The organism is Mesorhizobium sp. 43Arga (genome assembly GCF_053714255.1).
On record NZ_JBSKBO010000003.1, the window covers coordinates 396,260 to 421,370 of the forward strand.

Consider the following 25,111-nt stretch of genomic DNA (forward strand, 5'->3'; position numbering starts at 1 on the left):
GCGATGGGGGAAATGGAATGGGCGGCAGGCCGATCGATCGAGGCCTGCATCCGATGTTCTTGCCAGCCAATTCCTGTCTCGATCACGGCCAGTTGATGGCCCATTGCGGCGGCCACCGAGGTCTGATCTCCTGACCGCCATGCAATTCATCCCTGCCTCGATCCGCGGCCCGCTGTTCATGATCGTCTCGACCGGGTCGTATCTGGTCAACGATACGATGATGAAACTCGCGACCGCGGGGCTGCCGTCCTACGAGGTGCTGTTCCTGCGCGGCGTGGCGGCAGCGCTCTGGGGCTTCCCGCTGTTGTTCCTGCTGGGCTACGGCAAACAGATCCCGTTGATCTTCGACGGCCATGTGCTGAGCAGGAACCTGCTCGAGCTGGCGGCGATCCTTTGCTACGTCGTGGCGCTCGCCAATATGCAGATCGCGGATTCCACGGCGCTGGGACAAATCACGCCACTGCTAATGCTGGTCGGTTCCTCGATCCTGTTTGGCGAGCGCATCGGCGGCCAACGCATGGCTCTGATTGGCCTCGGCTTCATCGGCGCGCTGATGGTGGCGCAACCGACGATGCAAGGCATCTCCGTCTACGCCCTGCTGGCGCTCGGCAACGCCGCGCTGTCGGCCGCGCGCGACCTTGCCGGCAGGCGTGTTTCTGCAGAGGTGCCGGGGATGATCGTGGCGATCTCCGCCGTCGTGGTGGTGCTGATCGGCGCTGGTGCGGCGCATCTGGTTGCCGAGCGCTGGGTCATGCCCGAGGCGCGCCATTTGCTGCTGATGGCCGGCGCCGGGTTTTTCCTGATCTTCGGCCATTTCTTCATCTTCATGGCCTATCGCGTCGGGCCGACCAGCGCGGTGGCGCCATTCTATTACTGCTTCACCGTCTGGGCCGTCATTTCGGGCCTGCTGGTGTTCGGCCAGTTCCCCAATGCGCTGGCGGTCTGCGGCATCCTGCTGGTGGTGACCAGCGGGCTGACCATCGTGTCCCTGGACCAGCGTAGACGCCGGCTGACCGTCGTCGCCTAGCATCGGCAGCCAAGCGCCTGTGATGCCATAGGCAAGCCGACGCTGGTCTTGCTCGGCAGAAATTCAAAATTTCAGACGATGCGGCTGGCGCTTATAGCGTCCGCCTTCCGCTGAACTGGTGGTAGCCCCACAGCACAACCACCGCGCCGACCACGGCGACGATCAGGCTGGAGATGTTGAGGCCGGTGACACCCACCCCGAAGAGCTGGCTGCAGATCACGCCGCCGACGATGGCGCCGACAATGCCGAGCACGACATCCATGATCAGGCCTTGGCCGGTCTTGTTGACGATCTTGCTGCCCAGGAAGCCGGCGATGGCGCCGAGAATGATCCAGCTGATGATACCCATTTTTTCCTCTCCATCCCCTGCCGACCCGACATTTTCATATGATTGTCAAAACCTCAAGCCAGCTTGAAATTCCGCCCGGATACGCCATTGTTGACGATGGGCAGGGCTTGGTCGAGATGGAGGATCCACTATGGGACTTTTTGACAACGCCGTTCCCGGCGGCAACATCACCAAACCGCTGATGATCGCGCTCGGCGCCTTGCTGGTCGGAAAAATGCTGAGCGGCAGAAGCGCCGAACAGCCGGATCAGCCTCAAGCGCCCGCGCCTGTCGACCCAACGCCGGTCGGAACCACCGCCAGTGATGGCGGCCTGCTCGGCGGCCTGGGCGGCCTCCTCGACAAGCTCAGGGACGCCGGCCACGGCAATGTCGCCGACTCCTGGGTCGGCACCGGGCAGAACCAGTCGATCAACGCCAATGATCTGGGCGCCGCACTCGGGCCGCAGGTCATCCGCGAGATCGCGCAGCGCACCGGAATGGATGAGGGCGAACTGCTCAAGCAGTTGTCCACGGCCCTGCCCGGCGTCGTCGACAAGCTGACGCCGAACGGCCAGGTGCCGCAGCAACACCAGGTGGCGTCGGCATTCAACAGCTGACGCGGCGCATTTTGATGTCCGGAAGCGCTGCGCGCATGGTCGCGCAGTGTCTGGGTCTGGCCATGTGGCGAAAATCTGGAGCGGGTAGCGGGAATCGAACCCGCATATTCAGCTTGGAAGGCTGCTGCTCTACCACTGAGCTATACCCGCGCCTTGCACTGAAGTATCGGATTCACCCGAAAAGCGCCATGCACTTTTCGGCCCGATGCTCTTGTCGTTTCAGGGCTTCCGGGCCGGCAGTGGTGGAGAGGGTTGGATTCGAACCAACGTAGGCTAAGCCAACGGATTTACAGTCCGTCCCCTTTAACCACTCGGGCACCTCTCCAGTCTGCCGCCGGAGCCATGCAACGAGGCATTCTTGCCGATCCCGGAGCCCGAGTTGGATGTCTTCTCCGAAATCAGCGAAGCGCCTTATGGCGGCAAGGCCAGTGGGTGTCAACCGCGCAGCAAGGGTTTTTCGATGTTGTTCGCCGGCTGCGGCGACGGGCCATATCCTTGGCCACGCGAGACGGCTATAGAAGCCGGCCATGAGCAACAAGACCAACACACCCAAAGACACCCACTACGCCAAGCTGCGCCGCGCGCACCGCGACGAGAAGAGCGGTGGCGCGCCGGCATTCCGGCCGCGCCAGCCCGTGCCGCCCGGCGAGAACGCCGCCGACGGGCTGGTGCGACTTTATGGCCTGCACACGGTGCGAGCAGCACTCGACAATCCGCGCCGCAAGATTAGCAAAATGCTGGTGACCCGCAACGCGGCCGAGCGGCTGGAGATAGCCGATCTGGCCGCCCTGCCCTTCAAGGCGGAGCTGGTCGAACCCAGGGACATCGACAAGATCACCGGGTCCGACGCCGTGCACCAGGGCGTGCTGATCGAGGCGGAGCCGTTGAAACCCAAGCGTCTCGACGCTCTCGGCGACACAAAGCTGGTGCTGGTGCTCGACCAGGTGACCGATCCGCACAATGTCGGCGCCATCCTGCGCTCGGCGGTCGCCTTCGGCGCCGGCGCGCTGATCACCACCGCGCGCCACAGCCCGCAGGAATCGGGCGTGCTGGCGAAATCCGCCTCCGGCGCGCTGGAACATATCGACCAGATCGAGGTGAAGAACCTGGCCGACGCGCTCGGGCAATTGCACGAAGCCGGCTTCCAGACCATCGGGCTCGATTCGGATGGGCCGGCGGAACTCGAAACCAGCTTTGCCGGCGACAGGATCGCGCTGGTGCTCGGCGCCGAAGGCAAGGGCCTGCGCCAGAAGACGCGCGAGACAGTGACGACACTGGCGCGGCTCGACATGCCCGGCGCTATCCGCTCGCTCAACGTGTCGAATGCCGCGGCGGTAAGCCTTTATGCGGCGCAAAGGTGGTTCGCGCACCACAGATCGGCCCGGTGAGTGCCGTTGGATTTCGCCGTCCTCGACGCGAAAGGCTATGTCGACCGATGTGTATCGATGGGCCCCTCCACACATCATGAAATCATATCAATCGCGAGCGACAACGCGTTTGAATTCATACTGCAATTCAAAGATTTCTATGAAGATGCAACCGTTCCGATCGAATCCCTTCCATCATTGACCAAGCAAGTTGCGCAGCTTCAGCGAAATGAAGAAATTTCGGAAGAATCCAAAAGCTTTCTGACAAGCTTGGCCGACCTCATCCGCTACGCGGTCGAAGAAAGTCGACCTATCGAGGCCCTTGCGGACTAGCCGGCAGGCTGAAATGCCAAACGGGTTCCGACGACAGACGCCGGAACCCGTTCTTGTGCAGGACAAGAGGTGGCGGCTTGGGAACGTTGCGCCGCCCTCTCCCGGCCTATGCCGCTTGGCCTTTCACTTCGGTCCCCTCGCCGCCGACCTCGAAATTGGCCATCCGCTCCAGTGCCCTGACCAGCGCCGAGTGATCTTCCTTGGCGCCGCCATTGGCCGCACATGAGTTGAACAGTTGCTGTGTGGTCGAGGTGTTTGGCAACGAGACGCCGAGCGCTTTCGCTCCTTCCAATGCCAGGTTGAGATCCTTCTGGTGCAGTTCGATGCGGAAGCCCGGCGCGAAGGTGCGTTTGACCATGCGCTCGCCATGCACTTCGAGAATGCGCGAGGCCGCCAGCCCGCCCATCAGCGCCTGCCGGACCTCGGCCGGATCGGCGCCGGCTTTCGAAGCAAACACAAGCGCTTCGGCGACGGCTTCAATGGTCAGCGCGACGACGATCTGGTTGGCGACCTTGGTGGTCTGGCCGACACCGTTAGGCCCGACCAGAGTGATGTTCTTGCCCATCGTCTCGAAGACGGGTTTGGCGCGCTCGAAAGCCTTTTCCTCGCCGCCGACCATGATGGTCAGCGATGCCGCCTTGGCGCCGACCTCGCCGCCCGAAACCGGCGCGTCGAGATAGTCGCAGCCCATCTCGTTGATCTTCGCGGCGAAGAGCTTGGTCTCGATCGGCGAGATCGAGCTCATGTCGATGACCAGCTTGCCCCCGGTCAGGCCGGACGCGACCCCATTGTCGCCGAACAGCACATCGGCGACTTGTGGGGTATCAGGCACCATGGTGATGACGATGTTGGCCGCCTTGGCCACAGTGGCATGGCCAGAGACCGTTTTCAGGCCCCTGGCGACGAGATCAGCCGGCGGCTTCGAGCGATGGTCGCTGGCGATGACCTTATAGCCGGCATCGAGCAGATGCCCCGCCATCGGCGCGCCCATGATGCCGAGACCGATGAAACCTATGGTTTCCATTGTTTTTCTCCGTCTGTTGGGCCGCGTTCTGCCACGCCCCCCTTTGTCCTGCCGGACATCTCCCCCTCGAGGGGGAGGTTGGCAGCTTCGACGCCGGCTCTCAGGCCGCCGCGCTGCCCTGCCCGGCCAGGTCCCGAAACCAGCCCAGCCCAGCCTCGGTGCCGGCTTTCGGCTTGTATTCCGCCCCGATCCAGCCGGAATAGCCGATGCGGTCGATGTGGTCGTAGAGGAAGGGAAAATTGATCTCGCCCGTTCCCGGCTCGTGACGGCCGGGATTGTCCGCAAGCTGGATATGCGCGATGCGGCCGAGGTTGGCCTCGATTTTACGGGCGAGATCCCCCTCCATGATCTGCATGTGATAGATATCGTATTGCAGGAACAGGTTCTTCGAGCCGACGCGGTCGATCAGCGCCAGCGCCTGGTCGGAGTGGTTGAGGAAGAAGCCTGGAATGTCGCGGGTGTTGATCGGCTCGATCAAAAGCCGGATGCCGGCCTGCTCCAGCTTTTCCGCCGCGAAGGCGAGATTTTCGGCGAAAACATCCTCGAGCACCTTGCGGTTGACGCCGACGGGCGCGATGCCGGCCAGGCAGTTGACCTGCCGGCAGCCGAGCGCCTGTGCGTAGGTGATCGCCTTGGCGATGCCCTGGCGGAATTCCGGCACGCGGTCCGGCAGCACGGCGATGCCGCGCTCGCCCTTGGCCCAGTCGCCGGCCGGCAGGTTGAACAGCACCTGCGTCAGGCCGTTCTTCTTCAGTTTCGCGGCCACCGCTTCGGGCGCATGGTCGTAGGGTCCGATATATTCGATGCCCTTGAAGCCCGCGCGGGCGGCGGCGTCGAAACGGTCGAGGAAATCATGCTCGCCAAAGAGCATGGACAGATTGGCTGAAAAACGCGGCATTCTTTTTCTCCTAATCGAGCATCACGATCGCGGTTGGTGCGTCTTCCTGATGTTCGGCAAGTTCCTCGAATTCGGTGATCTTGTCGATCTCGGTGCCCATCGAGATGTTGGTGACGCGCTCGAGGATGAACTCGAGCACGACCGGAACCCGGTGCTCCTTCATCAACCTCTGCGCCTGCTTGAAGGCGGCGGCGAATTCCTCCGGCTTGCGCACCCGGACCGCCTTGCAGCCCATCGCTTCGGCGACGGCGACATGGTCGACGCCATAGCCCGCCTCGGGATCGCCCGATCGGTTGATGTTCTCGAAGGCGAGGCTGACCTCATAATCCATCGAGAAGCCGCGCTGCGCCTGGCGGATCAGGCCGAGATAGGCATTGTTCACGACGACGTGGATGTAAGGCAGTCTGTGCTGCGCGCCGACCGCCAGTTCCTCGATCATGAACTGAAAATCATAGTCGCCCGACAGCGCCACGATGGTACGGTCGGGATCGGCGGCGCGAACGCCAAGGGCTGCCGGCAGCGTCCAGCCGAGCGGGCCGGCCTGGCCGCAATTGATCCAGTTGCGCGGCTTGTAGACATGCAGGAACTGCGCGCCGGCGATCTGCGACAGGCCGATCGTGGTGACATAGGTGACGTCGCGCCCGAACGCCTTGTTCATCTCCTCATAGACGCGCTGCGGCTTCAGCGGCACCTGGTCGAAATGCGTCTTGCGCTTCATCGTCTTCTTGCGGGCCTGGCATTCCTTGGCCCAGCCCGACCAGTCACGCAGCTTGCCGGCCGTCTTCCACTCGGTTGCGACATCGAGCAGCATCTTCAGTGCCGCCCCCGCATCGGAGACGACGCCGAGATCCGGCGCGAAGACACGGCCGATCTGCGTGGGCTCGATGTCGACATGGATGAACTTCTTGCCCTTGGTGTAGACGTCGACCGAGCCGGTGTGGCGGTTGGCCCAGCGGTTGCCAATGCCGAAGACGAAATCGGCTTCCAGCATCGTCGCATTGCCATAGCGGTGCGAGGTCTGCAGGCCGCACATGCCGGCCATCAGCCGGTGATCGTCAGGGATCGCGCCCCAGCCCATCAGTGTCGGGATGACCGGCACGCCTGATATTTCCGCGAACTCAATCAGCAGGTCGGATGCATCGGCATTGATGATGCCGCCGCCGGCGACGATCAGCGGCTTCTCGGCCGCGTTGAGCATCGCCAGCGCCTTTTCGGCCTGGGCGCGCGTCATCGCCGGCTTGAACGGCGCCATCGGTTCATAGGCATCGATATCGAACTCGATCTCGGCCAATTGGACGTCGACCGGCAGGTCGATCAGCACCGGGCCGGGCCGCGACGAGCGCATGAGATGAAACGCCTTCTGCAGCGCCATCGGCACGAGATAGGGCTCCATGACGGTGACCGCCCATTTGGCGACCGGTGCGGCGATGGCGGCGATGTCGACGGCCTGGAAATCCTCCTTGTTCAGCCGCGCACGCGGCGCCTGGCCGGTGATGCACAGGATCGGAATGGAATCGGCGGCGGCCGAATAAAGACCGGTGATCATGTCGGTGCCGGCCGGCCCGGACGTGCCGATGCAGAGCCCGATATTGCCCGCCTTGGCGCGGGTGAAGCCTTCTGCCATGTGCGAGGCGCCCTCGACGTGGCGGGCCAGCACGTGGCGGATGGTGCCCCTCGCCTTCAGCGCCGAATAGAGCGGATTGATCGCCGCGCCCGGCACGCCGAAAGCGCAGGAGATGCCTTCCTTTTCGAGAACGAGAACCGCCGCATCGACAGCGCGCATCCTGGCCATTTTCCGGCCCTCCACTTGGGTTGTCATTGTTGGATGGCCGAGAATGTCAGCAAGCCGACTATTTTTCAATTTTTTCAGAATATTTTTTCATTTCTAGAAAACGGCTGGTATTTGCTGATTTTGTTGGATTTTCTGTTTTCCAGGAATTTGCCATTCCGCCTCAGTGAAAAACTTTTTCATTGCATGTTTGGAGAAATCGGCGAAACTGGCGCGATGGAAACCACCGAAAAACGCCAGCGTGGCCGGCCGCGCGCTTTCAACGGGCCTGCCGAAGCCAGTTCGGTGCAGTCGCTCGACCGGGCCTTGCGCATTCTGGCCATTGTCGCCGAGGGCAGCGGCCTGTCGCTGAGCGAGATATCGGCGCAGAGCGGCCTTGCCGCTTCCACCGCCTACCGCATGCTGACGACACTTGAAAACCACGGCATGGTCGAGTTCGACACATCAGACCAGCTGTGGTCGATCGGAGTCGAGACCTACCGCATGGGCGCGGCCTTCCTGCGCCGCCGCAAGCTGGTCGACCGCGCCCGCATCGTCATGCAGGAGCTGATGGAAAAAACCGGCGAGACCGCCAATCTCGGCGTCGCCGAGGATGATTGCGTGGTCTTCGTCAGCCAGGTCGAGACGCATCAGGCGATCCGTGCCTTCTTCCGCCCGGGCACGCGCAGCCCCTTTCATGCCTCCGGCATCGGCAAGGCGGTGCTGGCGCATCTCGAGCCGGAGCGCGTCGGCACCATTCTGCGCAAGGCCGGCCTGCAGCGCTTCACCGACAGGACGCTGTCCGAGATCCCTGCCCTCGCCCACGATCTGGCTGTCATCAAGCAGCGTGGCTGGTCGGTCGACGACGAGGAGCGGCACCCCGGCATGCGCTGCGTGGCGGCCGCCATCTTCAACGAATTCGGCGAGCCGATCGGCGGCGTCTCCGTGTCGGGGCCGACCGTGCGGGTAACGCCGGAGCGGCTTGCCGAGATCGGGCCGATGGTGCGCAGTGCCGCGGCCGAGGTGACCCGGATGATCGGTGGCCTGCAGGCTGGCTGATCGGCCCGTCCCGGGCAGCGCACTCCTGGTCGCAATATCGAAGAAATCGAGCAGTATGGCCGGGCCGAGACCGCAAGTGCCGGCGGCATGGGCTCCGTCTAGTTCAGCTTCTGCTTGTCGGTTCGCTTTGTGGATGCGTGGCGACGACACCTCGACCCGGTGCCGGCGACCAGCGTGTCGATCCGATTCCGTTCTCGCTCGCGCTCGAGGAGATCGTCATCGCCGGCATTCGTCAGCACTTGCCGGATCCTGCTTCGGCCAGGCTCGGAAGGACGCTTGCCGGCGAGCGGACACTGAACGGCCGCAAGGAGATCGTTGTCTGTGGATTCGTCAGCGGCAAGACTGCGTCCGGCAACTCCGGCGGCGACCAAGCCTTCATCGCCAGGATCTACCCGGATTCGGCAGGCACCTTCGAGCTTGTCGCCATGGGCGGCGCTTCGAGGCGTCTCGTCGATAGCACCTGCAGCGCAGCGGGGTTGCCGATTTCCGATTCTGCCTGAACACGTAACTGTAAGTATTTGTGAGAGAACAAAAATGGGGCTCGTTCGAGCCCCATTTCGTTGCTGGAACAATCCTCCTCCTCTCAAAGCCGGCAGTAGTGGCTGTAGCCGTCGCGGCCGATGTAGGTGTCGGAGTCCGGATCGTAGCTCGAGTAGCGATCGAAGCAGCGGCGGACGTGCCAGGAGCCGCCGTCTTCGTCGACATAGACGGTACGCGGCGGCTGCTGGGCAAGCAGGCTGCCGAGGACGAACCCGCCGACGCCGGCGGCGATGCCGATGCCGAGGTCGTGGTGATGCGAATGAGCCGCCGAAGGCTGAACGGTGCCGACCAGCGTGGTCGCGGCGACGGTGGTGGCGATGAGGCCGGAAACGAGTGTGCGCTTGAACATGATGATCTCCTTGCTTCGTTGACCGAGGCGATCCATCCGCCTCTTGATCATCTGTCGCGGCGGCATGGAAAAAGGTTCGAATTTTTTTTCGAGCAGATGGTGATCGCCCAGCTCGACGTGGCCATGTGACGTCAATTTTCAACGATGGGTACCAGCGCATGGCGACATGCGGATGCGAAAAAGGGCGGTCGAAGCCGCCCTTCTCCAATCGCGTCGCCAAGGTGGTTCAGTAGACGATGATGTGATGATGATGGTGGTGGTGATGATGATGATGGTACCACCAGTAGTCCGGATAATCGGGATAATCCGGATAGTCCGAGTACTCCTCGTAATAATCGTGGTGGTGATGATGGTGCATGCCATAGGCCGACGAAGACTGGACCGTGAAGGCCAGAGCGCCGGTGGCAACGAAGATGGCGGTAAGCCCGGAAACGAAACTGCGCTTGAACATGATGATCTCCTGGATCCTTGACCGAGGCGACCATTCGCCTCTGGAGATCAGTCGGCGCGGCCTGTCAAAAGGTTCGAATGGTCGAGGAGATTTTTCAGAAGGTAGGCAGTAGGCAGTAGGCAGTAGTAAAATGGCACATGCAGATACGAACGATGCAATTCCCTATTCCCTATTCCCTATTCCCTATTCCCTACTGCCTACTGCCAATTCCCTCACCCCATCCCCGTGACATGCCGAAGCCAGAACGCCAGCGCGATGAAACCGATGATCGTGGTCACGCCGGTCCAGTCGACATTGGCCTTTTTCACGTCGCTGATGAGCTTCACCAGCAGCATCCAAGCGATGACGACGAGGGGGAGAATGATGACAAGCCTGATCATGCGACACTCCAGTCCGAAGCGATTGCATCTCACCATCATGTAGGAAGCCCGCTCGCGGATTTCAGCATGGGCCCGCGGCGGCGTCATCCACCGCCGGGGTAACCGAAAACGGAGTTTTGTCTTTACTGGCGCACGAAATATGCTACCGGAGCGCCGTGCCCTTGTAGCTCAGCTGGTAGAGCAGCGGTTTTGTAATTCGCTGGATCAATCAGCTAAGGCGTTGGAAAACCGAAATGTTTTCCAAAGCCAGGTTTCAGGGGTATGCGTACGGGTAAATGTGCCGCCTTAGCTCAGATGGTAGAGCAGTAGTTTTGTAAACTATTGGTCGGGGGTTCGAGTCCCTCAGGCGGCACCAATCCCCCACCCTCAAACTGCCGGTTGCTCAGCCGCTCCATTTCTCGTCGCGATAAATTGGAGGTACGTGGACTCCAGAAAGACCCTAAAAGAGTTTGGAATGCGGGCGCGTGGCGCTGCCACCACCATGACGTTCGCCGGCCCGAATGCCATTCGAGTCTTCGGGGGAGTCCGGTAAGAGGCGACGAACTGGGTGACTTTCGCGTGGACCTCGTTCGCGAGCATGGCAAGAAACCAAATCAAATACTTCCCCCGTGTCAAATTCGCCGGCCCATTCGCCTCGCGAAATGTCGCTTCCATCGCCTCTCGCTCAGCGGCATTTGAAGCTTGGGCGCCGACACATTGGCAAAGCCGATCAATACGCGCATCGGCATGTTCGTACCCTTGCCTAACAACGAAGGCGCCGCCGCTGAATGCGACAATGGATGCTAGATCGAGATTGCTCAGATTCGCCTTCACGCCATCCCGGCGCCAAATCGCGATCTGCGCCATCATTGATGCCATCATTTCCTGAAATGCGGCTAATTGGTCGACAAAATGTTGTGACAAGCTCACACGCTCCAACTCTGTCCAGTCGATGACATTGTGAACTTCCTGAAGCAATCGAATGAAAACATCCTTTGTCGCTATCGAATTCTCGATTGAGTAGCCGTCCGATACATAAACGTTCGGGGCGTACACGCAGCCCGGATTCAAAAAATGCACTAAGTCCTGGTCTGCGTAAAAGGCTATTTGCAAGCGGGAAAATCTCTCCCAGTCGAATGCAGCTTCTGCGTCCAGTACCTTCTGCCTGTTGCCAGAAACAAACAATTCGACCGACCAGTCATCCGGCAAAAAGCGTTCTATTACGCTCCGATAGAACGATGGGTCTTCCTTTCCTTCTACAAACCCGTAAACGCTCTTATTGGTAGCGTTATACCGGAGAAGAAATTCATGATAGGCTTCATCTACTTTTTCTAACGCATCTTTATGAACGTCCAACATACTCATTGAATATTGCCCCAGTCCGGACCTTTGATGAATTCCCCAAGTGCATGCGTATTCTTTCGCAACTCGTTATCGTATATAAATGGCGAATGAGTTACGGCAACTAGACCTGCACAAAACGATGCCTTACGAATATCAATCAAAAATCGCCGTTGCCAAGGCACAGAAAGCGACAACTCAGGCTCGTCTATGAGAACAAAATACCTGTTCCTGCCAGATAGATATAAATGACTGAACAGAGAAACAATCTGCTTTTCACCTGAACTTAGGTCAGACAACTCAACTTCGCCCTTCAGGCTTTTCGACTTTATTTTGAACGTAAATTCACCTGTCGAAAAAGTAAAATCCTTGTCTATGATGTATGTAGAGCATAAGTCACAGAAATCAGAGATAGCACTTTCTCTGACCCTCAATTCTCTCTGGAAACGAATCAGCTTAGAGAAATAGTGATAAATTATCTGCTCATGCTCAGATGGGACGTTCGATGTGCTTTTAGCAGATAGGATAACTTCGCGGAGCTTTGCCTTGTTATTTGGGCTTAGAATAGTGTTGTCGATCCGATTGAGAATTTCGTCTATGCTCTCGTCAGATGCCGTTTCGATGTCATGTCGATCAACCGACTTGTAGCTCTGGCTGACCACGTCGCCCAGGTAGCTGAGACTAAGACGGGTTGCGCCAGCCAATTGGAAACTACGTATCTCTTCCAACACACGATTAATTGACTTCTTTACATCGTTCATACCGAATTCGACTAACTCGACATAGTCGCTCGCATCTTCTGGCTGCCGCGCCACATTAACTGCTCGTCTAGGCTCTTCAGGGTCGTATCCCTGGATGATGCTGCTCAATTCCCGCTCTATCCGTCGATAAGTCGGCAAGTACAGGATTTGTGACTGAAGGGCGTTCGAGACGGCCTCTTGAATTCTAATCACCCTTTCCGTTTTCTCGTCTCGCGCCCTGAAGAGCTCCGTTTGTCGTGCATTGTTAGGATAGCCGTAGTGGGCGTTGAAATTGATCAACAATGCCTCAGCTTCAGCGTAGCGGCCCATGTCGATCATTTCCGTTACTCGACGTCGTTGAGTCGTTGGAAGCCGATTCAAAAGCGCCTTGTCGAGCAAGAATGATGTCATTCCTACGACGTCATCATGATCGACGCGATACCGTTCACCATTAATTGTTGCCACTACCGATTTGAAATCGAATTGACCGAGATTCGACCACCTACCGGAAAGAAAATAGAACATGATTCGTAGGAAGGTTGTTTTTCCTGAACCGTTCTCCCCCACCAAAACCAAGGTGTTGTTCGATATCTTAGCGGAAATGGTGCCGTTTGACCCGCGAAGCCCCTTGATCTGAAATTCTGAGAATACGGGGTTATTAGGCATGATATCATTCCTGCTCGCGCTTGATCGCCAAATGCACTGACGCAGACGATACACATTTCCCTCAATCTCGCGCAATGGCTCGCCTTTTAGAGGTGCGGATACGCAGTCGGCGGTGCGCATGAAGCTCTATCAGCCGGATTGGGAACCGGATGCTTATGACGAGCGGATAGGCGGGCGGCCGTTTTTATTACCCGTGCTGTTACCCTGCCTATGCAGATTCTTTAGCGTCGCAGTCGAATCACTGTATTTCTTGCCGTTCATTGTCGGTCTTGTCGCGCCTGCCACCTGTTTGAATGTTTGCTGCTCATGCAGCGATACGATGAATGTGGACGCGCTCGGCCCCTAGACGGTGGCGCAGGCGCGTAAGCGATGTAACGCGTGATCTGGCGTAGTTCAGGGAGGCGTAGACTTGCCTTTCTTTAGGGCCGTCAGGCGTGCCAGAAGCGCGTTATACTGATAGACTGCCTTCAGAAGCTCCTTTGCGAGTTCAATTGCAAGCTCCGACTCTTCCTCTCCAATCTTGTCGTAATCCTTCGCCTCAATGTGGGCAGCATCATTTCCCAGAATCCGCAGTTCGTCCGCTGCGCTCAGCAATTCGGTTGGAATTATCGCCACGGCACTCAACGCGGCGACCCTAGCCTTTAAGTTCGCTCCAAGGGCCTTTTTATCCTCGCACAACTCCTCCAGAGTGCGGCGTACCATGAGTGCGGATGCTCGATAGCAACCGGAAGCGTGGCATTTAACAGCCTCTTCAAGCGATGCCAGAATACGCAGCGGCAAATTGCTGGCGTCGAAATCGATCACCTCTGGTGGGAACGCCAACGACGCTGCACCCGGCGCCTCCCGGGCAACAAACAGCACCGAATGACACTTGGTATTTGGACAGACCCGAATTCCGAACGTTCTATTGGCCAGCGGCGCTTGCCGGCCGTTCGCCTGTCTTTCGAATACAGTGCTTGTCACGTCACTTAGCCGACGTTGCCAAAACTACCGACATGCCTGCAAGCTGGGCAGCGGATATTGATGGGCGATGGAGCAGACTCCCCAAAAACCCCGCAAGTCTTTAGTTCCAAGAGTGCATCCCCCATTCCGACCAAATAATCCTGCACTACCACGCGGCAAGGATTTCAGGAAAGCGGTTCCATGTGCTGCGTGCTGCCGTAGTCGATCCGTCAAAGGTGGTATTCGCCTTCGTCGCGATGTGTGTCGCTTGATCAAGGCGGATGTCCTCCACGTACTTATTAGAGCAAACAGCCCAGCAGCGCGACCATTGCAGTCAAACGAAGTTCGTTCATAAGATACCGCATGACCGGAACTGGGCGGGATCGGGTGACAGCCATGCCGAGTGAACCAACTTCACAAACGCCAGAAGACGCGGCGAAGGATGTGTCTGCCGAGCGTCAGGCCACTTTTGATCGACGATACAGGTTGCTGGAATTGAAAGAGCGTCGAGCCGATCGCAAATTAAAGCGGGAGGAAATATCCGGGGCGCTTGGAAGAGGCTTTGCCTTTACGCCTGCGCAGGCGAGTGTAGCGGCTGCGATTATTGCGCTCGCGAGCGGCGTTGTCGGCGGTCTCATACAGGGCGCGACGTCAAGGGACGTGGAAGGCGAAAAGAGCAAAGGTTCGCTCGCCATCGAGAAGCTCAAGGCCGAAGCTAACATCGAGTTAGAGAAGCAGAAATTTGAAACTACACTAATCTTAAAAGCCACCGAAGCTCCACGAAGAGAGGATCAAATTCGGAACCTGAAATTCTTTCTAAACGCAGGTTTCATCAGTGACCCAGACGGCAAGATTGCAAAGATGGATGAGGCGTCATTCCCGTCCTTGCCCCCGCCGACGACAACCGCGCCGACACCCGGCGATATTTTTAAACACACTAGGCCCAGCGTTGGCTATCTCACTTTCACGTACGTCGACAATGCCGGAGCACAGGCAAAACGGACTAGCACTTGCTTTATCGTAAGCAAAGATGGCTTCGCACTAACGGCGGCACATGCAGTAAGTGCTCCGGATGATGGCAATGCGGGCAGGGCGCAGTTGAGCGTTAGTCTTGGCGACGGACAATCTCGACCGGCAACCATTGTAAAAGTCGACGCAAATATTGATATCGCTTTGCTAAAATTACCAGGAGAAGTTGAATATAACCCATTAAACCTTTCAAAGGGCGAGCGCTCTCCGGGCGACGTCGTAAATCTAATTGGATTTGGGTTTCAGGGGATATTGTCGATGTCCACAGGAAACGTAGCTTCAGTCGACGCGGGTAGTGGCCTAATAGCCATCGACACGCCAATGGCGCCAGGACAATCGGGGGCACCAGTCCTAAATGCTGCCGGTGACGTAATTGGAGTTGTACGTGGGGTAAGAGATGGCAGTACCGGATTGGTGGTGCCAATCAAATTGGTCCAATCCCTGCTGTCTGGCATTGTGGCGAATTGAGATTTCTCTAGCGTTGCCCACGTTCCGAAACAGCGCCAAGCCCCATCGAAGGATGGTGTGCAGGCTGCTGGCGGATTTTATACCCCCGCAGTCACGCCTGCCCTTCAATCCGAAGTCGCACCAGATCGGCCCTTGGATTGGCTGCGAATTATCGTTGCTTCGTTGGGTCTGGCGTCTGTTCGGGTATTTGCTGCTCTGGTTATTGGATCGCCTTCGCATACGCTGCGGCCAACTCGGCAAAGCCTTCGGGATCGGCATCGAGCGCCTTCGCGATGTAATAAAGTTCCTCGCCGTGAGGCGGGCGCTTAAGCTCTGGCGCACAGACAATCTGACCCGCTGCGGTCAACACTTCTCTGAAGTACGCCGATCCGGGGAAGTAGCCGAACATCGCATTACCGAACGCCTTGGTCGATGCGTCCGGCATTGTCGAGCGTAACCAACCGGCAAATGTGGTGATGTCGGCGGCGTCCAAATTGAGCTTGGACGTGTCCGTCCAGTCGTCGCGGTTTGCAACATGAACGTTGGTCTGCGCCGTGGTGGCGTCTAACTCGTCAACAACATGTGTCGCATGTGGGTTGATATGCGCGTCGGCTGCCTTCTGAATTTGGAAAATCTTGTTGTCGACCAGCATCACATAGAGCTTGGCGCTTTCGACAAAGATTAGCTGTGCGGTCATCGTTTTAACTCGATGGCGTTGCGGCTGCGGTCGCCGGGACTGTCAAAGTCGATAGACGGGTTGGCGGTGGCATCATCAACATCGAAGACGATTGCCAATCGTCCGCCATGAAACAGCACGTCGTCGGACAGATTGCCGTGACCGGGCGAATTGAGATTGCGAACGCTTACGATTGCGTTGTCCAATAATTCCGCTTCAACCTTGCCGTTGCGAATATATATAACGCGCATTTCATGTTCCCTGAATTGTGTGGCGAACCACGTTTAGTTGCCTGCTTTTGCACCAACGGGCCACGTCATCTGTTTGCAGGACAAGCATTTCGCTCAACCGGATTGGAAGCGGGAAACCGGCAAAAGACTGGTGATATCTTAATTGTGATAGATCGCCCCAACCCATGATATCGAGAGCGATTTCTTCCGCTATGTATTTGCAGGTTGGCACAGATACGGTCGTCATGGTCATCGCTGCATGAACCTTTGCCATTTTTCATTGGCCTGCTCGTCTGTATCGCCGGCGATGATCAAAGGCATATCGCCGTACAGAATACGCTTGATGTCGCTCCGCAGCCCTTGGCCTATCTCGTCCGTGCTGTTGATCATTGCTTCGTAATCAATGCGCGGTCGATCTTCTCGCCACGCTGCAAACCATTCGCGCTGTTCGGCGTCCAATTTGCCGAACGCGCCGATTTTGTGTTGAACGGCAAGTTTGAGCGCTTCGAGCCGCTGCCGTTCATCGTGCAACGCCATCGCTAAGCAGCTTTTCCAATTCGTCTAGTTTGGCGCGGATTTCGGCAAGTTCGGTCACGTCTTGAAGCGACTTGAGCGCCGTTGCGATTGAGCGTGTTTCGTCGGGCGTCAAATGACCTTCGGCCAATGCAGATGCGATGCCGCTAGGCGACGTGTCGTCCAGTTCGACGCTGCGGCCCTTCGGCAAAATGCGTTCAAGAATGAAGGTGATTGCGTCCCAATCGCCGCGTTCGAGTTTTGATCGAAGCTGCTCAATCGCAACGTCCTTCATCGAGTTGATTGCGGCAATTGCCTCGAATGAAACACGATTTTTAGATCCCGGCTTTCGGCCAGGATTACCCGGCGCGAACCGACCGTTCGGCAATTGCACAACCGTTGATGTACGGGGTTCTGCGGCATCGGCGGTCATGCTAAATCCAAGTTATCTTGCAACCACGCTCATTGAGGAACGCGGCAATTTCGGCCGTGACCGTGAGTGTGGTGTTCCCGTCCCGTTGCGACGGTCGCGGAAAGCCGTGGCGAACGCGCCACTTCTCAATCAAGCGACGATCCGCGTTGAACGTGGCCTGTATCTCGGCTGCGCTCATCGTCGCTTTTGTAGGCAAGGCCACGGTGTGAGAAATGCCGATCATGCTGCGGTTTTGCCCGTTGTGAGCAATTTCCAAGCCTCATCGCGGGTGAGGTCAGTCGCCACCGCCACAACGTCGATGATGGATTGCGCGGTGCTACGAACCGCATCGACCGTTCCGGAGCGTGCGCGAAGCGCGGCCAGCGACTTACGGGACGCATCCATGGCCGCATTTTCATCCGCCCCGAACGCTACGGGGTCATTCGGATCGGGCTGGCGCTGAAAATCAGCCTGTAAGCCAGTCCGGGCGATATGACGTTTGATGGAATACTGATCTTCGATCATCTGCCAAACCGGGTCCGGTGTGTTGGCAAAATATGACCGGCCGGCTTCCATGAGCGCCGCCAGTTCCTCCACCGACGCGCGCTGTGCAAATGCTGCCTGTCCAGCGGTATCCATCGCGTCGAAACGGTCGCGTGTTTGGGCGCGCAACGGAGCGTTGCCGGGATCGACGCCAAGAGCGGTCGCATTCGCCGCAGCTGCCGCACGTCCTTCGGCAATGCCGGCTGAGGTGAAAGCCTGAAACGGCTTTGCCATGATGTCGGCGGCGGCTTTGCGGTTCGCATCGTTGCGCGCTGCCGGCTGATATTTGGCGGCACTGAAGGCGACGTTCTCACCGAACGCCTTTAGCGCGGTGACGACGCCGGTTGCCTGCGAAGCGAGCGGGCTAGTGCTGGCAGACAGGGACGCAGTGACCGCTGCTATGGCGTTCCGGTCGCGGTCCCGGACGGTAAGGATTGATGCGTGGTCCGTGGTGGCGAAAGTGGTTTCCATGATCTGCCTCGATATCTAGCGGTGATTTGCAGTCAACATCCCCGTATATTTCCGGCTTGTCAAGCACATGTCGCCATGTCCCCAAGAAAAATTAGGTATTTGTGAAATTATCACCTTGATGACCATCGCGAAATTACTTTTTGTCGCTTGACCATTGCTTTGACCCCCGTAGCGACGCATCCGCCAACGACCATGGCAAACGACCGCAGCGACGGAGCAGCAAATCAATGAACAGAAGCCAGAGCAGCGATCCGACGATTAATCCGCAACGAATTCAACGCGTTCTGCTATACACAAACGCCTTGAATAGCTGCCGGGTGCACTGGCGGGTAATTTACAGCGATTAGCTGCCGGAATGCGCTGCTAGGCAATTAAGTAATTACAGTAAATTTCCCGGCACCGGCACTTTTCTACAGCTATTGAGACCTATCGCCCCAACCCCGGTACCTTCATCATGGAGCGTTTGAATGGCAACAACGCAGGACCAGATTGCATCCGCAATCGTCGCGATAAAGGACTGCTCGCTGATTGAAATTTGGGAAAAGGAGTTCCACTCGAAATTCCTTGCCGAGACTGATCCGACTGAGAAAATTTGGTCCTATGAAAGCCATCAACATATGTGGCGGGCGGCGCTGCTCTATAGCCTTATCGCGCTCCGCAAGGTCGCGGACTTTGCAGGGGATCACCGCAAGCGAAAAGACGATGTGAAGCTCAAGGATTTTGGGCTCGATTTGGAAAGCGTCACTGGTGAGAGCCAAATCATCGATGAGGCAACGCGTACTATGATAGACAAAGGCATCGCACACCTAACCGATCGGTTGGACCCGGACAACGAAGAATTGGAGCACTTGCGCGGGGTTCTGGAATCAAAATCGACTATGCTTAAGGCGCTCGTAGACAAGCTTTTCGCATTAATGGACGCCAGCAATTAGCGGGCTTGGACGACGCTAAAAGGGACGCCGGACATAGATACCCCTAGATGTGTCACATTTGTCCCTCCCGCGCATGGAACACAGAAGATATTTGGTCCTCCTTGTATAAATATACAATTATGGACACGTCCTTCCCTGTCCGAATGCGCCGTGCGCGGGAGGGACAAATGTGACACATCTAGGGGTATCTAGGTTTAGCGTCCGAACATTTCCCGCATGGCCTCTTTCGCCGCGTCCCGTCTTGCTTTCTCCCGCGCGCCGCGTTCAGCAAATAGCGAATGTACGGCCGGGTTGACGATAAAGACGGGATCGGAGGTGGCGCGCGGTCCCGGCACCTCTGCCACCCAGCTCAACGCGGTCAATTGTTCAAGGATCGGCAGCACGTCCGCCTTGGCAATCTTCCGCATTGCGCCGTCACCGCGCTGGACGTCCCGCACGGTTATCTGCGGGAGCCGATGGGCGATGATGTAGGCGGCAACAGCCTTGAGCCGGTCCGCGTCGTCTGAGAGGCCTAGGACGCCACTGTAGAAGGCCACGGCGTGCGGTAGGAGGAAAATGCGTATGAAGTCGGCTACACGGCCCGCCACCTCCCCTGTGATCGTTTCCGGCAGTGTGACGGCCTGCACATTCTCAATCGCGTGCCAGACCACGCACAGGCGGGCAAACAGGCCGTCCAATTTGCCGATGTGCGAGGCCAGCTTTGGATTGACCAATTCTGCCGCCATGAGCCGCGAGTGGCGTGCTTCCAGCTTTTGCCGGACGGATTGTGCCTCATGATCGAAACGCAGCCCAAGGCCCGGCGCTCGCGTCCCGTGAAGCATCAGGATCGTGAATTCATAGACCGCCTGGACGGGTGGCAACGGCGCGTCATGACCTATCGTTGCCGGACGCAACAGAATCGGGAACAGCCGTTGCAGCAATCCATCGTCGGTTGCGTCGGCGGCAACGCGGCGAATTGCATCGGGTTGAATGCCGCCCAGTAGTGATACCGATAGGTTGGGAAGTAGCGTCACGCCTCGACCGATGCGGTTGATTGCATATTCGCCGCCATTGAAAGCTTGCAACCACACGGCGCGGTCGGTCGCGGCGGCTTTCCCGCCTGCGTATTTTTCCATGCTACCGAACCAACCGGATAGTTCGTCCCGAACGCACAGAACGCCTTCTGTTGATCCGCGCATTACCTCCTGTAAGGCTTCAACGGTTGTGTCCTCGATACGCTTGCGGTTTTGCAGCGGTTCGGGTGTTGCTGCCTTTTCGGCTTTGTCGAGTGCTTCCCATTGCGTTCGCTTCGATTGCCAGTCCCGAACCATTCGGCTGTCGATTTTCGCAAGCGGCGCAACGGCTGCGTTGATGATCGGCGATTTCTTAGTTGAAGGAAGGCCGATCAGTGCAGTCCAAATTCGCGCGCATTCTTTCCAATGGTGATCGTGCTGTTTGACCTGCAATTGCACCTTGTCTGAGAGTGTCGCCGCGCATGTCGTCAGCGCAGCCATTGCCAATCCGGCCGGATCGGCTCCCATGTGAGAGGCCAGGACAGTTGCGAATTGTTCGATGACGGGAGGTAAGAGCCCAATCGGGAGCTGTGGCGGATCAAAGTTGCCCCAAAGATCAACTGGTGTGGCGAATGCAGGAGGCGGCAGCGAATTGTTGAAGGCGCGAGGGAAAAGAGCGCCACAAGGCGACTTCGTGTTGCCCGCTGGCGCGAGCGGTGCTAAAGCGATCATGCATTTATTCCTATTGCCCCAAGTACGGCTTCCACGCCTTGCTTGGGGCTTTTTCTTGCACTTCAAACTATTTAACCGCTGCTCGGCTCAAAATAATTCCGCAATATCAATTGCTTGATATAGAACAGCGGTCCATTTTCTAATTGGGGTAGCTTGTCGGGGAAAAATTAGGCTGCATCGACGCGCCGGCCGGCCGCAAAACGCTCGATTTCGAGACGCGACCAGTAGCGGCGGCGATTGATCGTTCTTGCCGGCTTTGGGAAATCAGGAACGGGCGGAGTCGTCTTCCCTGTGCGGGGATCGGTTTCGCCGTTGAGCCAGCGCCAGAGCGTCATATCGGAAATACCGCCGCAGATGTGGCGCACGGCGGGTGCGGGAATAAGCGTGTCCGTTGCAGACATTGGGATGCCTTCAAAAATCTCTCGGGTTGTCGGCTACCTCAACCGAACGTGCCGCTGGGAGCCCTGTGCTCGAATGGACCAACTGGCGAAATGGGAGCCCTGTGCTCGACCATTTCAGAAACCGGGAGCCCTGTGCTCCACCCCGGCTCTAAGTACGCGGACCGTGAGCTAACGTGGAGCCACGGTCAACCTCGAAGCGCAGCATGAACCAGTTGTTCACAAGAACTTGGAGCCTTGCCGTGGGCGTCAGTTCTTTGCGCAGGAGATAGAGTGAGCAAGTTCCTTACCACAATTGCCACCCCCGGCCTCAATCGAATTCACGATATCTCCCACGATCTCGTCGTGATCTCTTCCGCTCTGACCGCCGCCCTGCCCGTTGGAATTGATCCAGCTTGTGGTTCCTTGGTCGGTAGTCACGGTTGTCTTGGTCCCATCCGGCCGATTGATGATTGTGACATCCTGAGCCAAGACACTCGAAGTGGCGAGGCAAAGAATTCCCGCTGCAAAAGTCAATTTTCGCATCTGAAATCTCCTCTACGAAAAGCTATCATATTTTCTCACGTCGGGCGAGACCGAGCGCTTTAGCGTTCGGAGGAGCGTTGCGGCATTAGTAAAACGTTCTTTCCAATTATTGACGCGAGGCGGCTGGCCCACTTTTCCAAAGCATCGCGCCTTTCGTCTTGGTAATCGTTGCGGTTATAGATTGCGGCAACGCCGCTCACTTTGCCAGTTTTGTGATTTAAGATTGCTTCGGTAACTTCCTGCTTGATTCCAAGCTTTGCGAGTTCGGTTGCGCATGTGCGGCGCAAATCATGCAAATGCCAACCCGGCAACGCGGGTTCGCCGCAATGCTTGTCGAGCGCTTTCTTGCCATTGCTAAAGCCGCTGAACGGCGTCGTTGCGGTCGTGGTGAACACGTATTCTGATGGGGTGCCGTCTGCATCTGTGATGCGTGGTAATGCCTTGATGATCGTTTGCGCCAGCGGTGAGAGCGGCACAACATGGGGACGGGAATTCTTGGTGCGGGAAGCTTCAAGCGTGATCGCGTCCAGATCGTCGGAAAGCTCGCGCCATTTCAATTCGGCAATTTCATCGCGGCGCTGCCCGGTCAACAAGAGCAGCTGCGCCATCGGCCCGAACGGATATCCGCACTTTTCCGAAGCGTTCCAAACGGTCTTGATTTCGTCGGTCGCGAGAACGCGGTCGCGGCTGTTCGGCTTGGCCGGCGCTTCGGCAAGCTCAATGATGTTTCGGCCCATGGCTCGCGCTACAGGCTTCCAACGGAAGAATGCAGACAGCACCGCGAAGGCGTTGCGACGTGCGCCCGGTGTGAGCTTCACCAGAAGCTTTTCAACGTCGCGGTAATCAATCGTGCGAATGTCGGTGACATGCTTCCAATGCGGCTTGATGTTGGTCGCGATGATGCGTTCGTATTCGTCGGCGGTCGATGCCTTTACCGCCCTACCCTTGAAGCCGGTCGCGCGAGCGGTCTTGATGAATTCATCAAACCACGCGCTGACACTCGTCTTGTCGATCTTCTGTTGCCGGGGATCGTTGCCGCGCTTCGCGTCCGCAATCACCTTTTCGGCCGCTGCCCGTGCCTGTGTGACGTTGAGCGCTTGCGTTGGCGAAATGAGGGTTCCAAGGCGGTCGTCGGCGATGCCGATTTCGTCATAGCGTCCGACCGTCACTTTGGACGCCTTCCCGTCGATCTTCGTTCGCACCGCCCATGACAAAGCACCGCTTGGTTGCATCACCAGATAGAGCCCGGCCTGGGCGCTGTCGGGTATCTCTTGCCGCGCTGCCGTTGGCTTCAATGCGGTGATGAAAGCGGCGGCTTTTTTGAATTGGGCGGGGATCGGTCCAAGCATCGGTTTTCGCTCCGGGGTAACGTCAGGGGTAACCACGGGTATGTGATATTACGTTATGACCCGATATGCAAACCGGTGCTCTTTCGGTGTCAACTCATTGATTTTTCGCCATTTATTGGCTTTACGCGGTGGGCTCCGGTACCCTTCGGGGTATGCTGGCACAAAATTTGTAAACCGAAGGTCGGCGGTTCGATCCCGTCCGGGGGCACCAGTCTCGCCGGACAGTTTGGTTTGTCAGTATGAGGCTACCTACTCACACCCCGATCGCCGCCACCAATATCCGGTTCTGCCTTCGTATCGCCGCGCGCAGTTCCGGGATCCTCGCCTCGTCGCGCTTCACGAATTCGATGAACATCATGTTCATGTTGTTGAAGATCAGTTCGCCGAGCGCCGCGCCGTCTATGTCCTGGCGCACCAGGCCGATCTCCTGCAGCCGGGCGATCAGGGCGCGGATCTGTTCGGTGAGTGAGCGGTCGAGCGCGGTGTAGGCCTGGCCGAACGGGCTGTCGGGCAATTGCGTCGAGATCGCCATGGCCTGCCGCCACATCTCCTTGCTGAGATAGTGCAGCGAGTGCTCGATATAGATGCCGATCAGCGTGTCCAGCGCATCGCCGACATTGGCCGGCGGCCTGGCGACGACGCCGCGCCCGGCATTGAGCACTTCGTTGACCTCAAGCGAGACGATGGCGCCGAGGATGTCGCCCTTGTTCTCATAGTAATTGTAGATCGTGCCGATCGACACTTCCGCCTGCGCGGCGATCGCCTCGATCTTGGCGCCCTCATAGCCTGCCTCGCGAAAAAGCGCCGCGGCCGCTTCGATGATGCGCCTGTGCCGATCCGCCTTTTGCCTTGCCCGCAATCCGCTCATAGCAGCCTCTTGCCACAAAAACAGAATTGACTCAATTTTAGAATTGGTTCAATTTTTTGCAAGAAGCCACAAAGGCAAGGGAGAACACTCGATGTCCGTCAAATCCGGGAATCCGCTTTCCGTCCTGAAGCGCCATCTGCGCGCCGCCTGCGCCGCCACGGCACTGCTGCTTGGCGCAGGCAGCCTTGCCGACGCCGCCGATCTCAACGCGCTGATCTGGTGCGACCATTCCGATCCGGCTTTGCTGCAGCCTTTCGAAGAGGCCAACAACGTCAAGGTCAACGTCAAGGAGTTCGAAGGCACCGGCGCTGGTCTCGCCATCGTCGAGCAATCGCAGCCCGGCGACTGGGACGTGATGGTGATCGATAGCATCGACGTGCCGCGCGGCGTCGAAAAGGGCCTGTTCGAGCCGCTGCCCGAGGACAAGCTACCCGTCGCCGACCTCTTCCCGCAGGTGAAGATGGACGGCTCCACCGTCGTTGGCGGCAAGCGCTACGGCATCACCGAAAAATTCGGCTACAACACGATCGGCTTCAACAAGACCAAGGTCGATCCGGCCGACATGCAATCCCTGGCATCGCTGACCAGCGACAAATACAAAGGCAAGGTGGCCATCTACGACTATTACCTGCCGGTCATCGGCATGGCGGCACTGGCCATCGGCAAGAAGACGGCTGAGCTCACTGAAGCCGACCTTCCCGCTTTGAAGGACGAACTGCTCAAGATGAAGGCCAACGCCAAGCTGGTCGGCGAAGTCACCGCCAGCCAGACGGCGCTGGCCACCGGCGAGGTCGACATACTGGTCGGCGGCGGCGAATGGGTGACGGCGGGGCTGGCCAAGGAGAACCCGGCGCTCGACTTCTCCATCCCCAAGGAGGGCGCGGTGCTGTGGTCGCAGTCGCTGGCCATGTTCAAGGATTCCAGGAACAAGGATCTGGCGCTGAAATTCATCCAGTACATTATGAGCCCAGAAGGCCAGGCGCGCCTTGCGACCTCGTCCTGCTATTGGGGCATGCCCGCCAACACCAAGGCGGCGCTGACCGACGACCAGAAGAAGGTGCTGCGCTTCGACGAGCAGCCAGGCTTCCTCGCCCGCGCGCAAGCCTATCCGGCGCCGAACGCCGATCTCGACAAGAAGATGCAGGACATGTGGACCGAAATGCTGCAGGCGAAGTGAGCTGATACG

General features: G+C 58.1%; 32 protein-coding genes and 4 tRNA genes. 12 read left to right on the forward strand and 24 right to left on the reverse strand.

The genetic code is table 11. From position 1 onward, the window contains the following. The first annotated feature begins 139 nt into the window (after positions 1–139). Complete coding sequence (locus ACWGS8_RS14640) at positions 140–1,027, forward strand: DMT family transporter (RefSeq protein ID WP_454581587.1); 888 nt, start codon at positions 140–142, stop codon at positions 1,025–1,027. Between the two features lie 91 nt (positions 1,028–1,118). On the opposite strand, the gene ACWGS8_RS14645 is transcribed toward ACWGS8_RS14640, so the two are convergent. Further along, positions 1,119–1,376 carry a GlsB/YeaQ/YmgE family stress response membrane protein gene (locus ACWGS8_RS14645; protein WP_454581588.1) on the reverse strand — a complete coding sequence of 86 codons (258 nt, stop codon included), beginning with the start codon at positions 1,374–1,376 and terminating at the stop codon, positions 1,119–1,121. Positions 1,377–1,506: 130 nt separating this feature from the next. Here ACWGS8_RS14645 and ACWGS8_RS14650 point away from each other — a divergent pair, with 130 nt between their 5' ends. After that, the gene (locus ACWGS8_RS14650) at positions 1,507–1,971 is read left to right on the forward strand and encodes a YidB family protein (RefSeq protein WP_454581589.1); all 465 of its coding nucleotides are present in this window, start codon (positions 1,507–1,509) and stop codon (positions 1,969–1,971) included. A 76-nt stretch (positions 1,972–2,047) separates the two neighbouring features. Here the strand turns inward: ACWGS8_RS14650 and ACWGS8_RS14655 are convergent. Both ACWGS8_RS14655 and ACWGS8_RS14660 read right to left on the reverse strand, forming a co-directional pair. Next, a tRNA-Gly gene (locus ACWGS8_RS14655) sits at positions 2,048–2,121 on the reverse strand. 90 nt (positions 2,122–2,211) lie between these two features. Then, positions 2,212–2,296, reverse strand: a tRNA-Tyr gene (locus ACWGS8_RS14660). Between the two features lie 202 nt (positions 2,297–2,498). On the opposite strand from ACWGS8_RS14660, the gene ACWGS8_RS14665 reads away from it, so the two are divergent. Beyond that, positions 2,499–3,359 carry a TrmH family RNA methyltransferase gene (locus ACWGS8_RS14665; protein ID WP_454581590.1) on the forward strand — a complete coding sequence of 287 codons (861 nt, stop codon included), beginning with the start codon at positions 2,499–2,501 and terminating at the stop codon, positions 3,357–3,359. Between the two features lie 6 nt (positions 3,360–3,365). Then, positions 3,366–3,671, forward strand: a complete 306-nt coding sequence (locus ACWGS8_RS14670) for a hypothetical protein (RefSeq protein WP_454581591.1) — start codon at positions 3,366–3,368, stop codon at positions 3,669–3,671. A gap of 106 nt (positions 3,672–3,777) precedes the next feature. Here the strand turns inward: ACWGS8_RS14670 and ACWGS8_RS14675 are convergent, their stop codons facing one another. Genes ACWGS8_RS14675 through gcl form a run of 3 tightly spaced genes read right to left on the reverse strand, consistent with a single transcriptional unit; the run spans position 3,778 to position 7,385 of the window. Then, the gene (locus ACWGS8_RS14675) at positions 3,778–4,896 is read right to left on the reverse strand and encodes a 2-hydroxy-3-oxopropionate reductase (protein WP_454581764.1); all 1,119 of its coding nucleotides are present in this window, start codon (positions 4,894–4,896) and stop codon (positions 3,778–3,780) included. Beyond that, entirely contained in the window at positions 4,796–5,593 is a 798-nt protein-coding gene (gene otnI, locus ACWGS8_RS14680) for a 2-oxo-tetronate isomerase (RefSeq protein WP_454581592.1), read from the reverse strand. Before otnI ends, ACWGS8_RS14675 begins: the two co-directional genes overlap by 101 nt. Before the next feature lie 10 nt (positions 5,594–5,603). Then, complete coding sequence (gene gcl / locus ACWGS8_RS14685) at positions 5,604–7,385, reverse strand: glyoxylate carboligase (protein ID WP_454581593.1); 1,782 nt, start codon at positions 7,383–7,385, stop codon at positions 5,604–5,606. A 213-nt stretch (positions 7,386–7,598) separates the two neighbouring features. Here gcl and bhcR point away from each other — a divergent pair, with 213 nt between their 5' ends. Continuing rightward, positions 7,599–8,420: an HTH-type transcriptional regulator BhcR gene (gene bhcR / locus ACWGS8_RS14690; protein ID WP_454581594.1), complete on the forward strand. Its 822-nt coding sequence runs from the start codon at positions 7,599–7,601 to the stop codon at positions 8,418–8,420. 137 nt (positions 8,421–8,557) lie between these two features. Then, positions 8,558–8,920, forward strand: a complete 363-nt coding sequence (locus tag ACWGS8_RS14695) for a hypothetical protein (protein WP_454581595.1) — start codon at positions 8,558–8,560, stop codon at positions 8,918–8,920. A gap of 83 nt (positions 8,921–9,003) precedes the next feature. Here ACWGS8_RS14695 and ACWGS8_RS14700 read toward each other — a convergent pair whose 3' ends face one another. The 3 genes from ACWGS8_RS14700 to ACWGS8_RS14710 form a co-directional block, all read right to left on the reverse strand. Further along, positions 9,004–9,309: a BA14K family protein gene (locus ACWGS8_RS14700; RefSeq protein ID WP_027045656.1), complete on the reverse strand. Its 306-nt coding sequence runs from the start codon at positions 9,307–9,309 to the stop codon at positions 9,004–9,006. A gap of 226 nt (positions 9,310–9,535) precedes the next feature. Then, positions 9,536–9,760: a hypothetical protein gene (locus ACWGS8_RS14705; RefSeq protein ID WP_454581596.1), complete on the reverse strand. Its 225-nt coding sequence runs from the start codon at positions 9,758–9,760 to the stop codon at positions 9,536–9,538. A 212-nt stretch (positions 9,761–9,972) separates the two neighbouring features. After that, positions 9,973–10,140 carry a hypothetical protein gene (locus tag ACWGS8_RS14710; RefSeq protein WP_454581597.1) on the reverse strand — a complete coding sequence of 56 codons (168 nt, stop codon included), beginning with the start codon at positions 10,138–10,140 and terminating at the stop codon, positions 9,973–9,975. A gap of 279 nt (positions 10,141–10,419) precedes the next feature. Here ACWGS8_RS14710 and ACWGS8_RS14715 point away from each other — a divergent pair. Next, positions 10,420–10,495 (forward strand) — tRNA-Thr (locus tag ACWGS8_RS14715). A gap of 11 nt (positions 10,496–10,506) precedes the next feature. Here the strand turns inward: ACWGS8_RS14715 and ACWGS8_RS14720 are convergent. Then, entirely contained in the window at positions 10,507–11,484 is a 978-nt protein-coding gene (locus ACWGS8_RS14720; protein WP_454581598.1) for a DUF4435 domain-containing protein, read from the reverse strand. Next, complete coding sequence (locus ACWGS8_RS14725; protein ID WP_454581599.1) at positions 11,481–12,986, reverse strand: AAA family ATPase; 1,506 nt, start codon at positions 12,984–12,986, stop codon at positions 11,481–11,483. The genes ACWGS8_RS14720 and ACWGS8_RS14725 overlap by 4 nt, the downstream gene beginning before the upstream one ends. On the opposite strand from ACWGS8_RS14725, the gene ACWGS8_RS14730 reads away from it, so the two are divergent. Continuing rightward, positions 12,985–13,212, forward strand: a complete 228-nt coding sequence (locus tag ACWGS8_RS14730; protein ID WP_454581600.1) for a hypothetical protein — start codon at positions 12,985–12,987, stop codon at positions 13,210–13,212. The two genes, ACWGS8_RS14725 and ACWGS8_RS14730, sit on opposite strands and share 2 nt — an antisense overlap. 47 nt (positions 13,213–13,259) lie before the next feature. Here ACWGS8_RS14730 and ACWGS8_RS14735 read toward each other — a convergent pair whose 3' ends face one another. Next, positions 13,260–13,829, reverse strand: coding sequence for a DUF4145 domain-containing protein (locus tag ACWGS8_RS14735; RefSeq protein ID WP_454581601.1), 570 nt, complete (start codon positions 13,827–13,829; stop codon positions 13,260–13,262). 375 nt (positions 13,830–14,204) lie between these two features. Here ACWGS8_RS14735 and ACWGS8_RS14740 point away from each other — a divergent pair, with 375 nt between their 5' ends. Then, entirely contained in the window at positions 14,205–15,305 is a 1,101-nt protein-coding gene (locus ACWGS8_RS14740; RefSeq protein ID WP_454581602.1) for a S1 family peptidase, read from the forward strand. A 199-nt stretch (positions 15,306–15,504) separates the two neighbouring features. Here ACWGS8_RS14740 and ACWGS8_RS14745 read toward each other — a convergent pair whose 3' ends face one another. The 7 genes from ACWGS8_RS14745 to ACWGS8_RS14775 are packed head-to-tail and all read right to left on the reverse strand — an operon-like array spanning position 15,505 to position 18,129. Beyond that, complete coding sequence (locus ACWGS8_RS14745) at positions 15,505–15,981, reverse strand: hypothetical protein (protein WP_454581603.1); 477 nt, start codon at positions 15,979–15,981, stop codon at positions 15,505–15,507. Beyond that, positions 15,978–16,211 carry a hypothetical protein gene (locus tag ACWGS8_RS14750; protein WP_454581604.1) on the reverse strand — a complete coding sequence of 78 codons (234 nt, stop codon included), beginning with the start codon at positions 16,209–16,211 and terminating at the stop codon, positions 15,978–15,980. Before ACWGS8_RS14750 ends, ACWGS8_RS14745 begins: the two co-directional genes overlap by 4 nt. A 1-nt stretch (position 16,212) precedes the next feature. Then, positions 16,213–16,464, reverse strand: coding sequence for a hypothetical protein (locus tag ACWGS8_RS14755; RefSeq protein WP_454581605.1), 252 nt, complete (start codon positions 16,462–16,464; stop codon positions 16,213–16,215). After that, positions 16,440–16,727 carry a hypothetical protein gene (locus ACWGS8_RS14760; RefSeq protein WP_454581606.1) on the reverse strand — a complete coding sequence of 96 codons (288 nt, stop codon included), beginning with the start codon at positions 16,725–16,727 and terminating at the stop codon, positions 16,440–16,442. Before ACWGS8_RS14760 ends, ACWGS8_RS14755 begins: the two co-directional genes overlap by 25 nt. Then, positions 16,711–17,136, reverse strand: coding sequence for a hypothetical protein (locus ACWGS8_RS14765; RefSeq protein ID WP_454581607.1), 426 nt, complete (start codon positions 17,134–17,136; stop codon positions 16,711–16,713). Before ACWGS8_RS14765 ends, ACWGS8_RS14760 begins: the two co-directional genes overlap by 17 nt. A 1-nt stretch (position 17,137) precedes the next feature. Beyond that, on the reverse strand, positions 17,138–17,359 hold the full coding sequence (locus ACWGS8_RS14770; protein ID WP_454581608.1) for a hypothetical protein: 222 nt from the start codon (positions 17,357–17,359) through the stop codon (positions 17,138–17,140). Beyond that, complete coding sequence (locus tag ACWGS8_RS14775) at positions 17,356–18,129, reverse strand: hypothetical protein (RefSeq protein WP_454581609.1); 774 nt, start codon at positions 18,127–18,129, stop codon at positions 17,356–17,358. Before ACWGS8_RS14775 ends, ACWGS8_RS14770 begins: the two co-directional genes overlap by 4 nt. A 467-nt stretch (positions 18,130–18,596) precedes the next feature. Here ACWGS8_RS14775 and ACWGS8_RS14780 point away from each other — a divergent pair, with 467 nt between their 5' ends. Further along, positions 18,597–19,061, forward strand: a complete 465-nt coding sequence (locus ACWGS8_RS14780) for a hypothetical protein (protein ID WP_454581610.1) — start codon at positions 18,597–18,599, stop codon at positions 19,059–19,061. A 194-nt stretch (positions 19,062–19,255) separates the two neighbouring features. Here ACWGS8_RS14780 and ACWGS8_RS14785 read toward each other — a convergent pair whose 3' ends face one another. The 4 genes from ACWGS8_RS14785 to ACWGS8_RS14800 form a co-directional block, all read right to left on the reverse strand. After that, on the reverse strand, positions 19,256–20,785 hold the full coding sequence (locus ACWGS8_RS14785; RefSeq protein WP_454581611.1) for a DUF3987 domain-containing protein: 1,530 nt from the start codon (positions 20,783–20,785) through the stop codon (positions 19,256–19,258). A 167-nt stretch (positions 20,786–20,952) separates the two neighbouring features. Next, positions 20,953–21,186 (reverse strand): hypothetical protein, encoded by a 234-nt coding sequence (locus tag ACWGS8_RS14790; protein WP_454581612.1) that lies wholly within the window; start codon positions 21,184–21,186, stop codon positions 20,953–20,955. 246 nt (positions 21,187–21,432) lie between these two features. Next, positions 21,433–21,708, reverse strand: coding sequence for a hypothetical protein (locus tag ACWGS8_RS14795; RefSeq protein ID WP_454581613.1), 276 nt, complete (start codon positions 21,706–21,708; stop codon positions 21,433–21,435). A 59-nt stretch (positions 21,709–21,767) separates the two neighbouring features. Continuing rightward, positions 21,768–23,057 (reverse strand): tyrosine-type recombinase/integrase, encoded by a 1,290-nt coding sequence (locus ACWGS8_RS14800; protein WP_454581614.1) that lies wholly within the window; start codon positions 23,055–23,057, stop codon positions 21,768–21,770. A 150-nt stretch (positions 23,058–23,207) separates the two neighbouring features. On the opposite strand from ACWGS8_RS14800, the gene ACWGS8_RS14805 reads away from it, so the two are divergent. Further along, a tRNA-OTHER gene (locus tag ACWGS8_RS14805) sits at positions 23,208–23,268 on the forward strand. Positions 23,269–23,310: 42 nt separating this feature from the next. On the opposite strand, the gene ACWGS8_RS14810 is transcribed toward ACWGS8_RS14805, so the two are convergent. Further along, positions 23,311–23,925, reverse strand: a complete 615-nt coding sequence (locus ACWGS8_RS14810; protein WP_010909235.1) for a TetR/AcrR family transcriptional regulator — start codon at positions 23,923–23,925, stop codon at positions 23,311–23,313. 91 nt (positions 23,926–24,016) lie between these two features. Here ACWGS8_RS14810 and ACWGS8_RS14815 point away from each other — a divergent pair, with 91 nt between their 5' ends. Continuing rightward, positions 24,017–25,102, forward strand: coding sequence for a polyamine ABC transporter substrate-binding protein (locus ACWGS8_RS14815; RefSeq protein ID WP_454581615.1), 1,086 nt, complete (start codon positions 24,017–24,019; stop codon positions 25,100–25,102). Positions 25,103–25,111: the final 9 nt, after the last annotated feature.

Bases quoted from the DNA above. Each gene is read 5' to 3' on its own strand.
- ACWGS8_RS14725 (WP_454581599.1), bottom strand. From the start codon at position 12,986: ATGCGCACCGCCGACTGCGTATCCGCACCTCTAAAAGGCGAGCCATTG.
- ACWGS8_RS14790 (WP_454581612.1), bottom strand. From the start codon at position 21,186: ATGTCTGCAACGGACACGCTTATTCCCGCACCCGCCGTGCGCCACATC.
- ACWGS8_RS14760 (WP_454581606.1), bottom strand. From the start codon at position 16,727: ATGGCGTTGCACGATGAACGGCAGCGGCTCGAAGCGCTCAAACTTGCC.
- ACWGS8_RS14750 (WP_454581604.1), bottom strand. From the start codon at position 16,211: ATGCGCGTTATATATATTCGCAACGGCAAGGTTGAAGCGGAATTATTG.
- ACWGS8_RS14755 (WP_454581605.1), bottom strand. From the start codon at position 16,464: ATGGCAAAGGTTCATGCAGCGATGACCATGACGACCGTATCTGTGCCA.
- ACWGS8_RS14780 (WP_454581610.1), top strand. From the start codon at position 18,597: ATGGCAACAACGCAGGACCAGATTGCATCCGCAATCGTCGCGATAAAG.
- ACWGS8_RS14640 (WP_454581587.1), top strand. From the start codon at position 140: ATGCAATTCATCCCTGCCTCGATCCGCGGCCCGCTGTTCATGATCGTC.
- ACWGS8_RS14705 (WP_454581596.1), bottom strand. From the start codon at position 9,760: ATGTTCAAGCGCAGTTTCGTTTCCGGGCTTACCGCCATCTTCGTTGCC.
- ACWGS8_RS14730 (WP_454581600.1), top strand. From the start codon at position 12,985: ATGAAGCTCTATCAGCCGGATTGGGAACCGGATGCTTATGACGAGCGG.
- ACWGS8_RS14710 (WP_454581597.1), bottom strand. From the start codon at position 10,140: ATGATCAGGCTTGTCATCATTCTCCCCCTCGTCGTCATCGCTTGGATG.
- ACWGS8_RS14740 (WP_454581602.1), top strand. From the start codon at position 14,205: ATGCCGAGTGAACCAACTTCACAAACGCCAGAAGACGCGGCGAAGGAT.
- ACWGS8_RS14815 (WP_454581615.1), top strand. From the start codon at position 24,017: ATGTCCGTCAAATCCGGGAATCCGCTTTCCGTCCTGAAGCGCCATCTG.
- ACWGS8_RS14650 (WP_454581589.1), top strand. From the start codon at position 1,507: ATGGGACTTTTTGACAACGCCGTTCCCGGCGGCAACATCACCAAACCG.
- ACWGS8_RS14795 (WP_454581613.1), bottom strand. From the start codon at position 21,708: ATGCGAAAATTGACTTTTGCAGCGGGAATTCTTTGCCTCGCCACTTCG.
- ACWGS8_RS14765 (WP_454581607.1), bottom strand. From the start codon at position 17,136: ATGACCGCCGATGCCGCAGAACCCCGTACATCAACGGTTGTGCAATTG.
- ACWGS8_RS14665 (WP_454581590.1), top strand. From the start codon at position 2,499: ATGAGCAACAAGACCAACACACCCAAAGACACCCACTACGCCAAGCTG.
- ACWGS8_RS14810 (WP_010909235.1), bottom strand. From the start codon at position 23,925: ATGAGCGGATTGCGGGCAAGGCAAAAGGCGGATCGGCACAGGCGCATC.
- ACWGS8_RS14770 (WP_454581608.1), bottom strand. From the start codon at position 17,359: ATGATCGGCATTTCTCACACCGTGGCCTTGCCTACAAAAGCGACGATG.
- ACWGS8_RS14785 (WP_454581611.1), bottom strand. From the start codon at position 20,785: ATGATCGCTTTAGCACCGCTCGCGCCAGCGGGCAACACGAAGTCGCCT.
- otnI (WP_454581592.1), bottom strand. From the start codon at position 5,593: ATGCCGCGTTTTTCAGCCAATCTGTCCATGCTCTTTGGCGAGCATGAT.
- bhcR (WP_454581594.1), top strand. From the start codon at position 7,599: ATGGAAACCACCGAAAAACGCCAGCGTGGCCGGCCGCGCGCTTTCAAC.
- ACWGS8_RS14775 (WP_454581609.1), bottom strand. From the start codon at position 18,129: ATGGAAACCACTTTCGCCACCACGGACCACGCATCAATCCTTACCGTC.
- gcl (WP_454581593.1), bottom strand. From the start codon at position 7,385: ATGGCCAGGATGCGCGCTGTCGATGCGGCGGTTCTCGTTCTCGAAAAG.
- ACWGS8_RS14800 (WP_454581614.1), bottom strand. From the start codon at position 23,057: ATGCTTGGACCGATCCCCGCCCAATTCAAAAAAGCCGCCGCTTTCATC.
- ACWGS8_RS14745 (WP_454581603.1), bottom strand. From the start codon at position 15,981: ATGACCGCACAGCTAATCTTTGTCGAAAGCGCCAAGCTCTATGTGATG.
- ACWGS8_RS14720 (WP_454581598.1), bottom strand. From the start codon at position 11,484: ATGAGTATGTTGGACGTTCATAAAGATGCGTTAGAAAAAGTAGATGAA.
- ACWGS8_RS14700 (WP_027045656.1), bottom strand. From the start codon at position 9,309: ATGTTCAAGCGCACACTCGTTTCCGGCCTCATCGCCACCACCGTCGCC.
- ACWGS8_RS14645 (WP_454581588.1), bottom strand. From the start codon at position 1,376: ATGGGTATCATCAGCTGGATCATTCTCGGCGCCATCGCCGGCTTCCTG.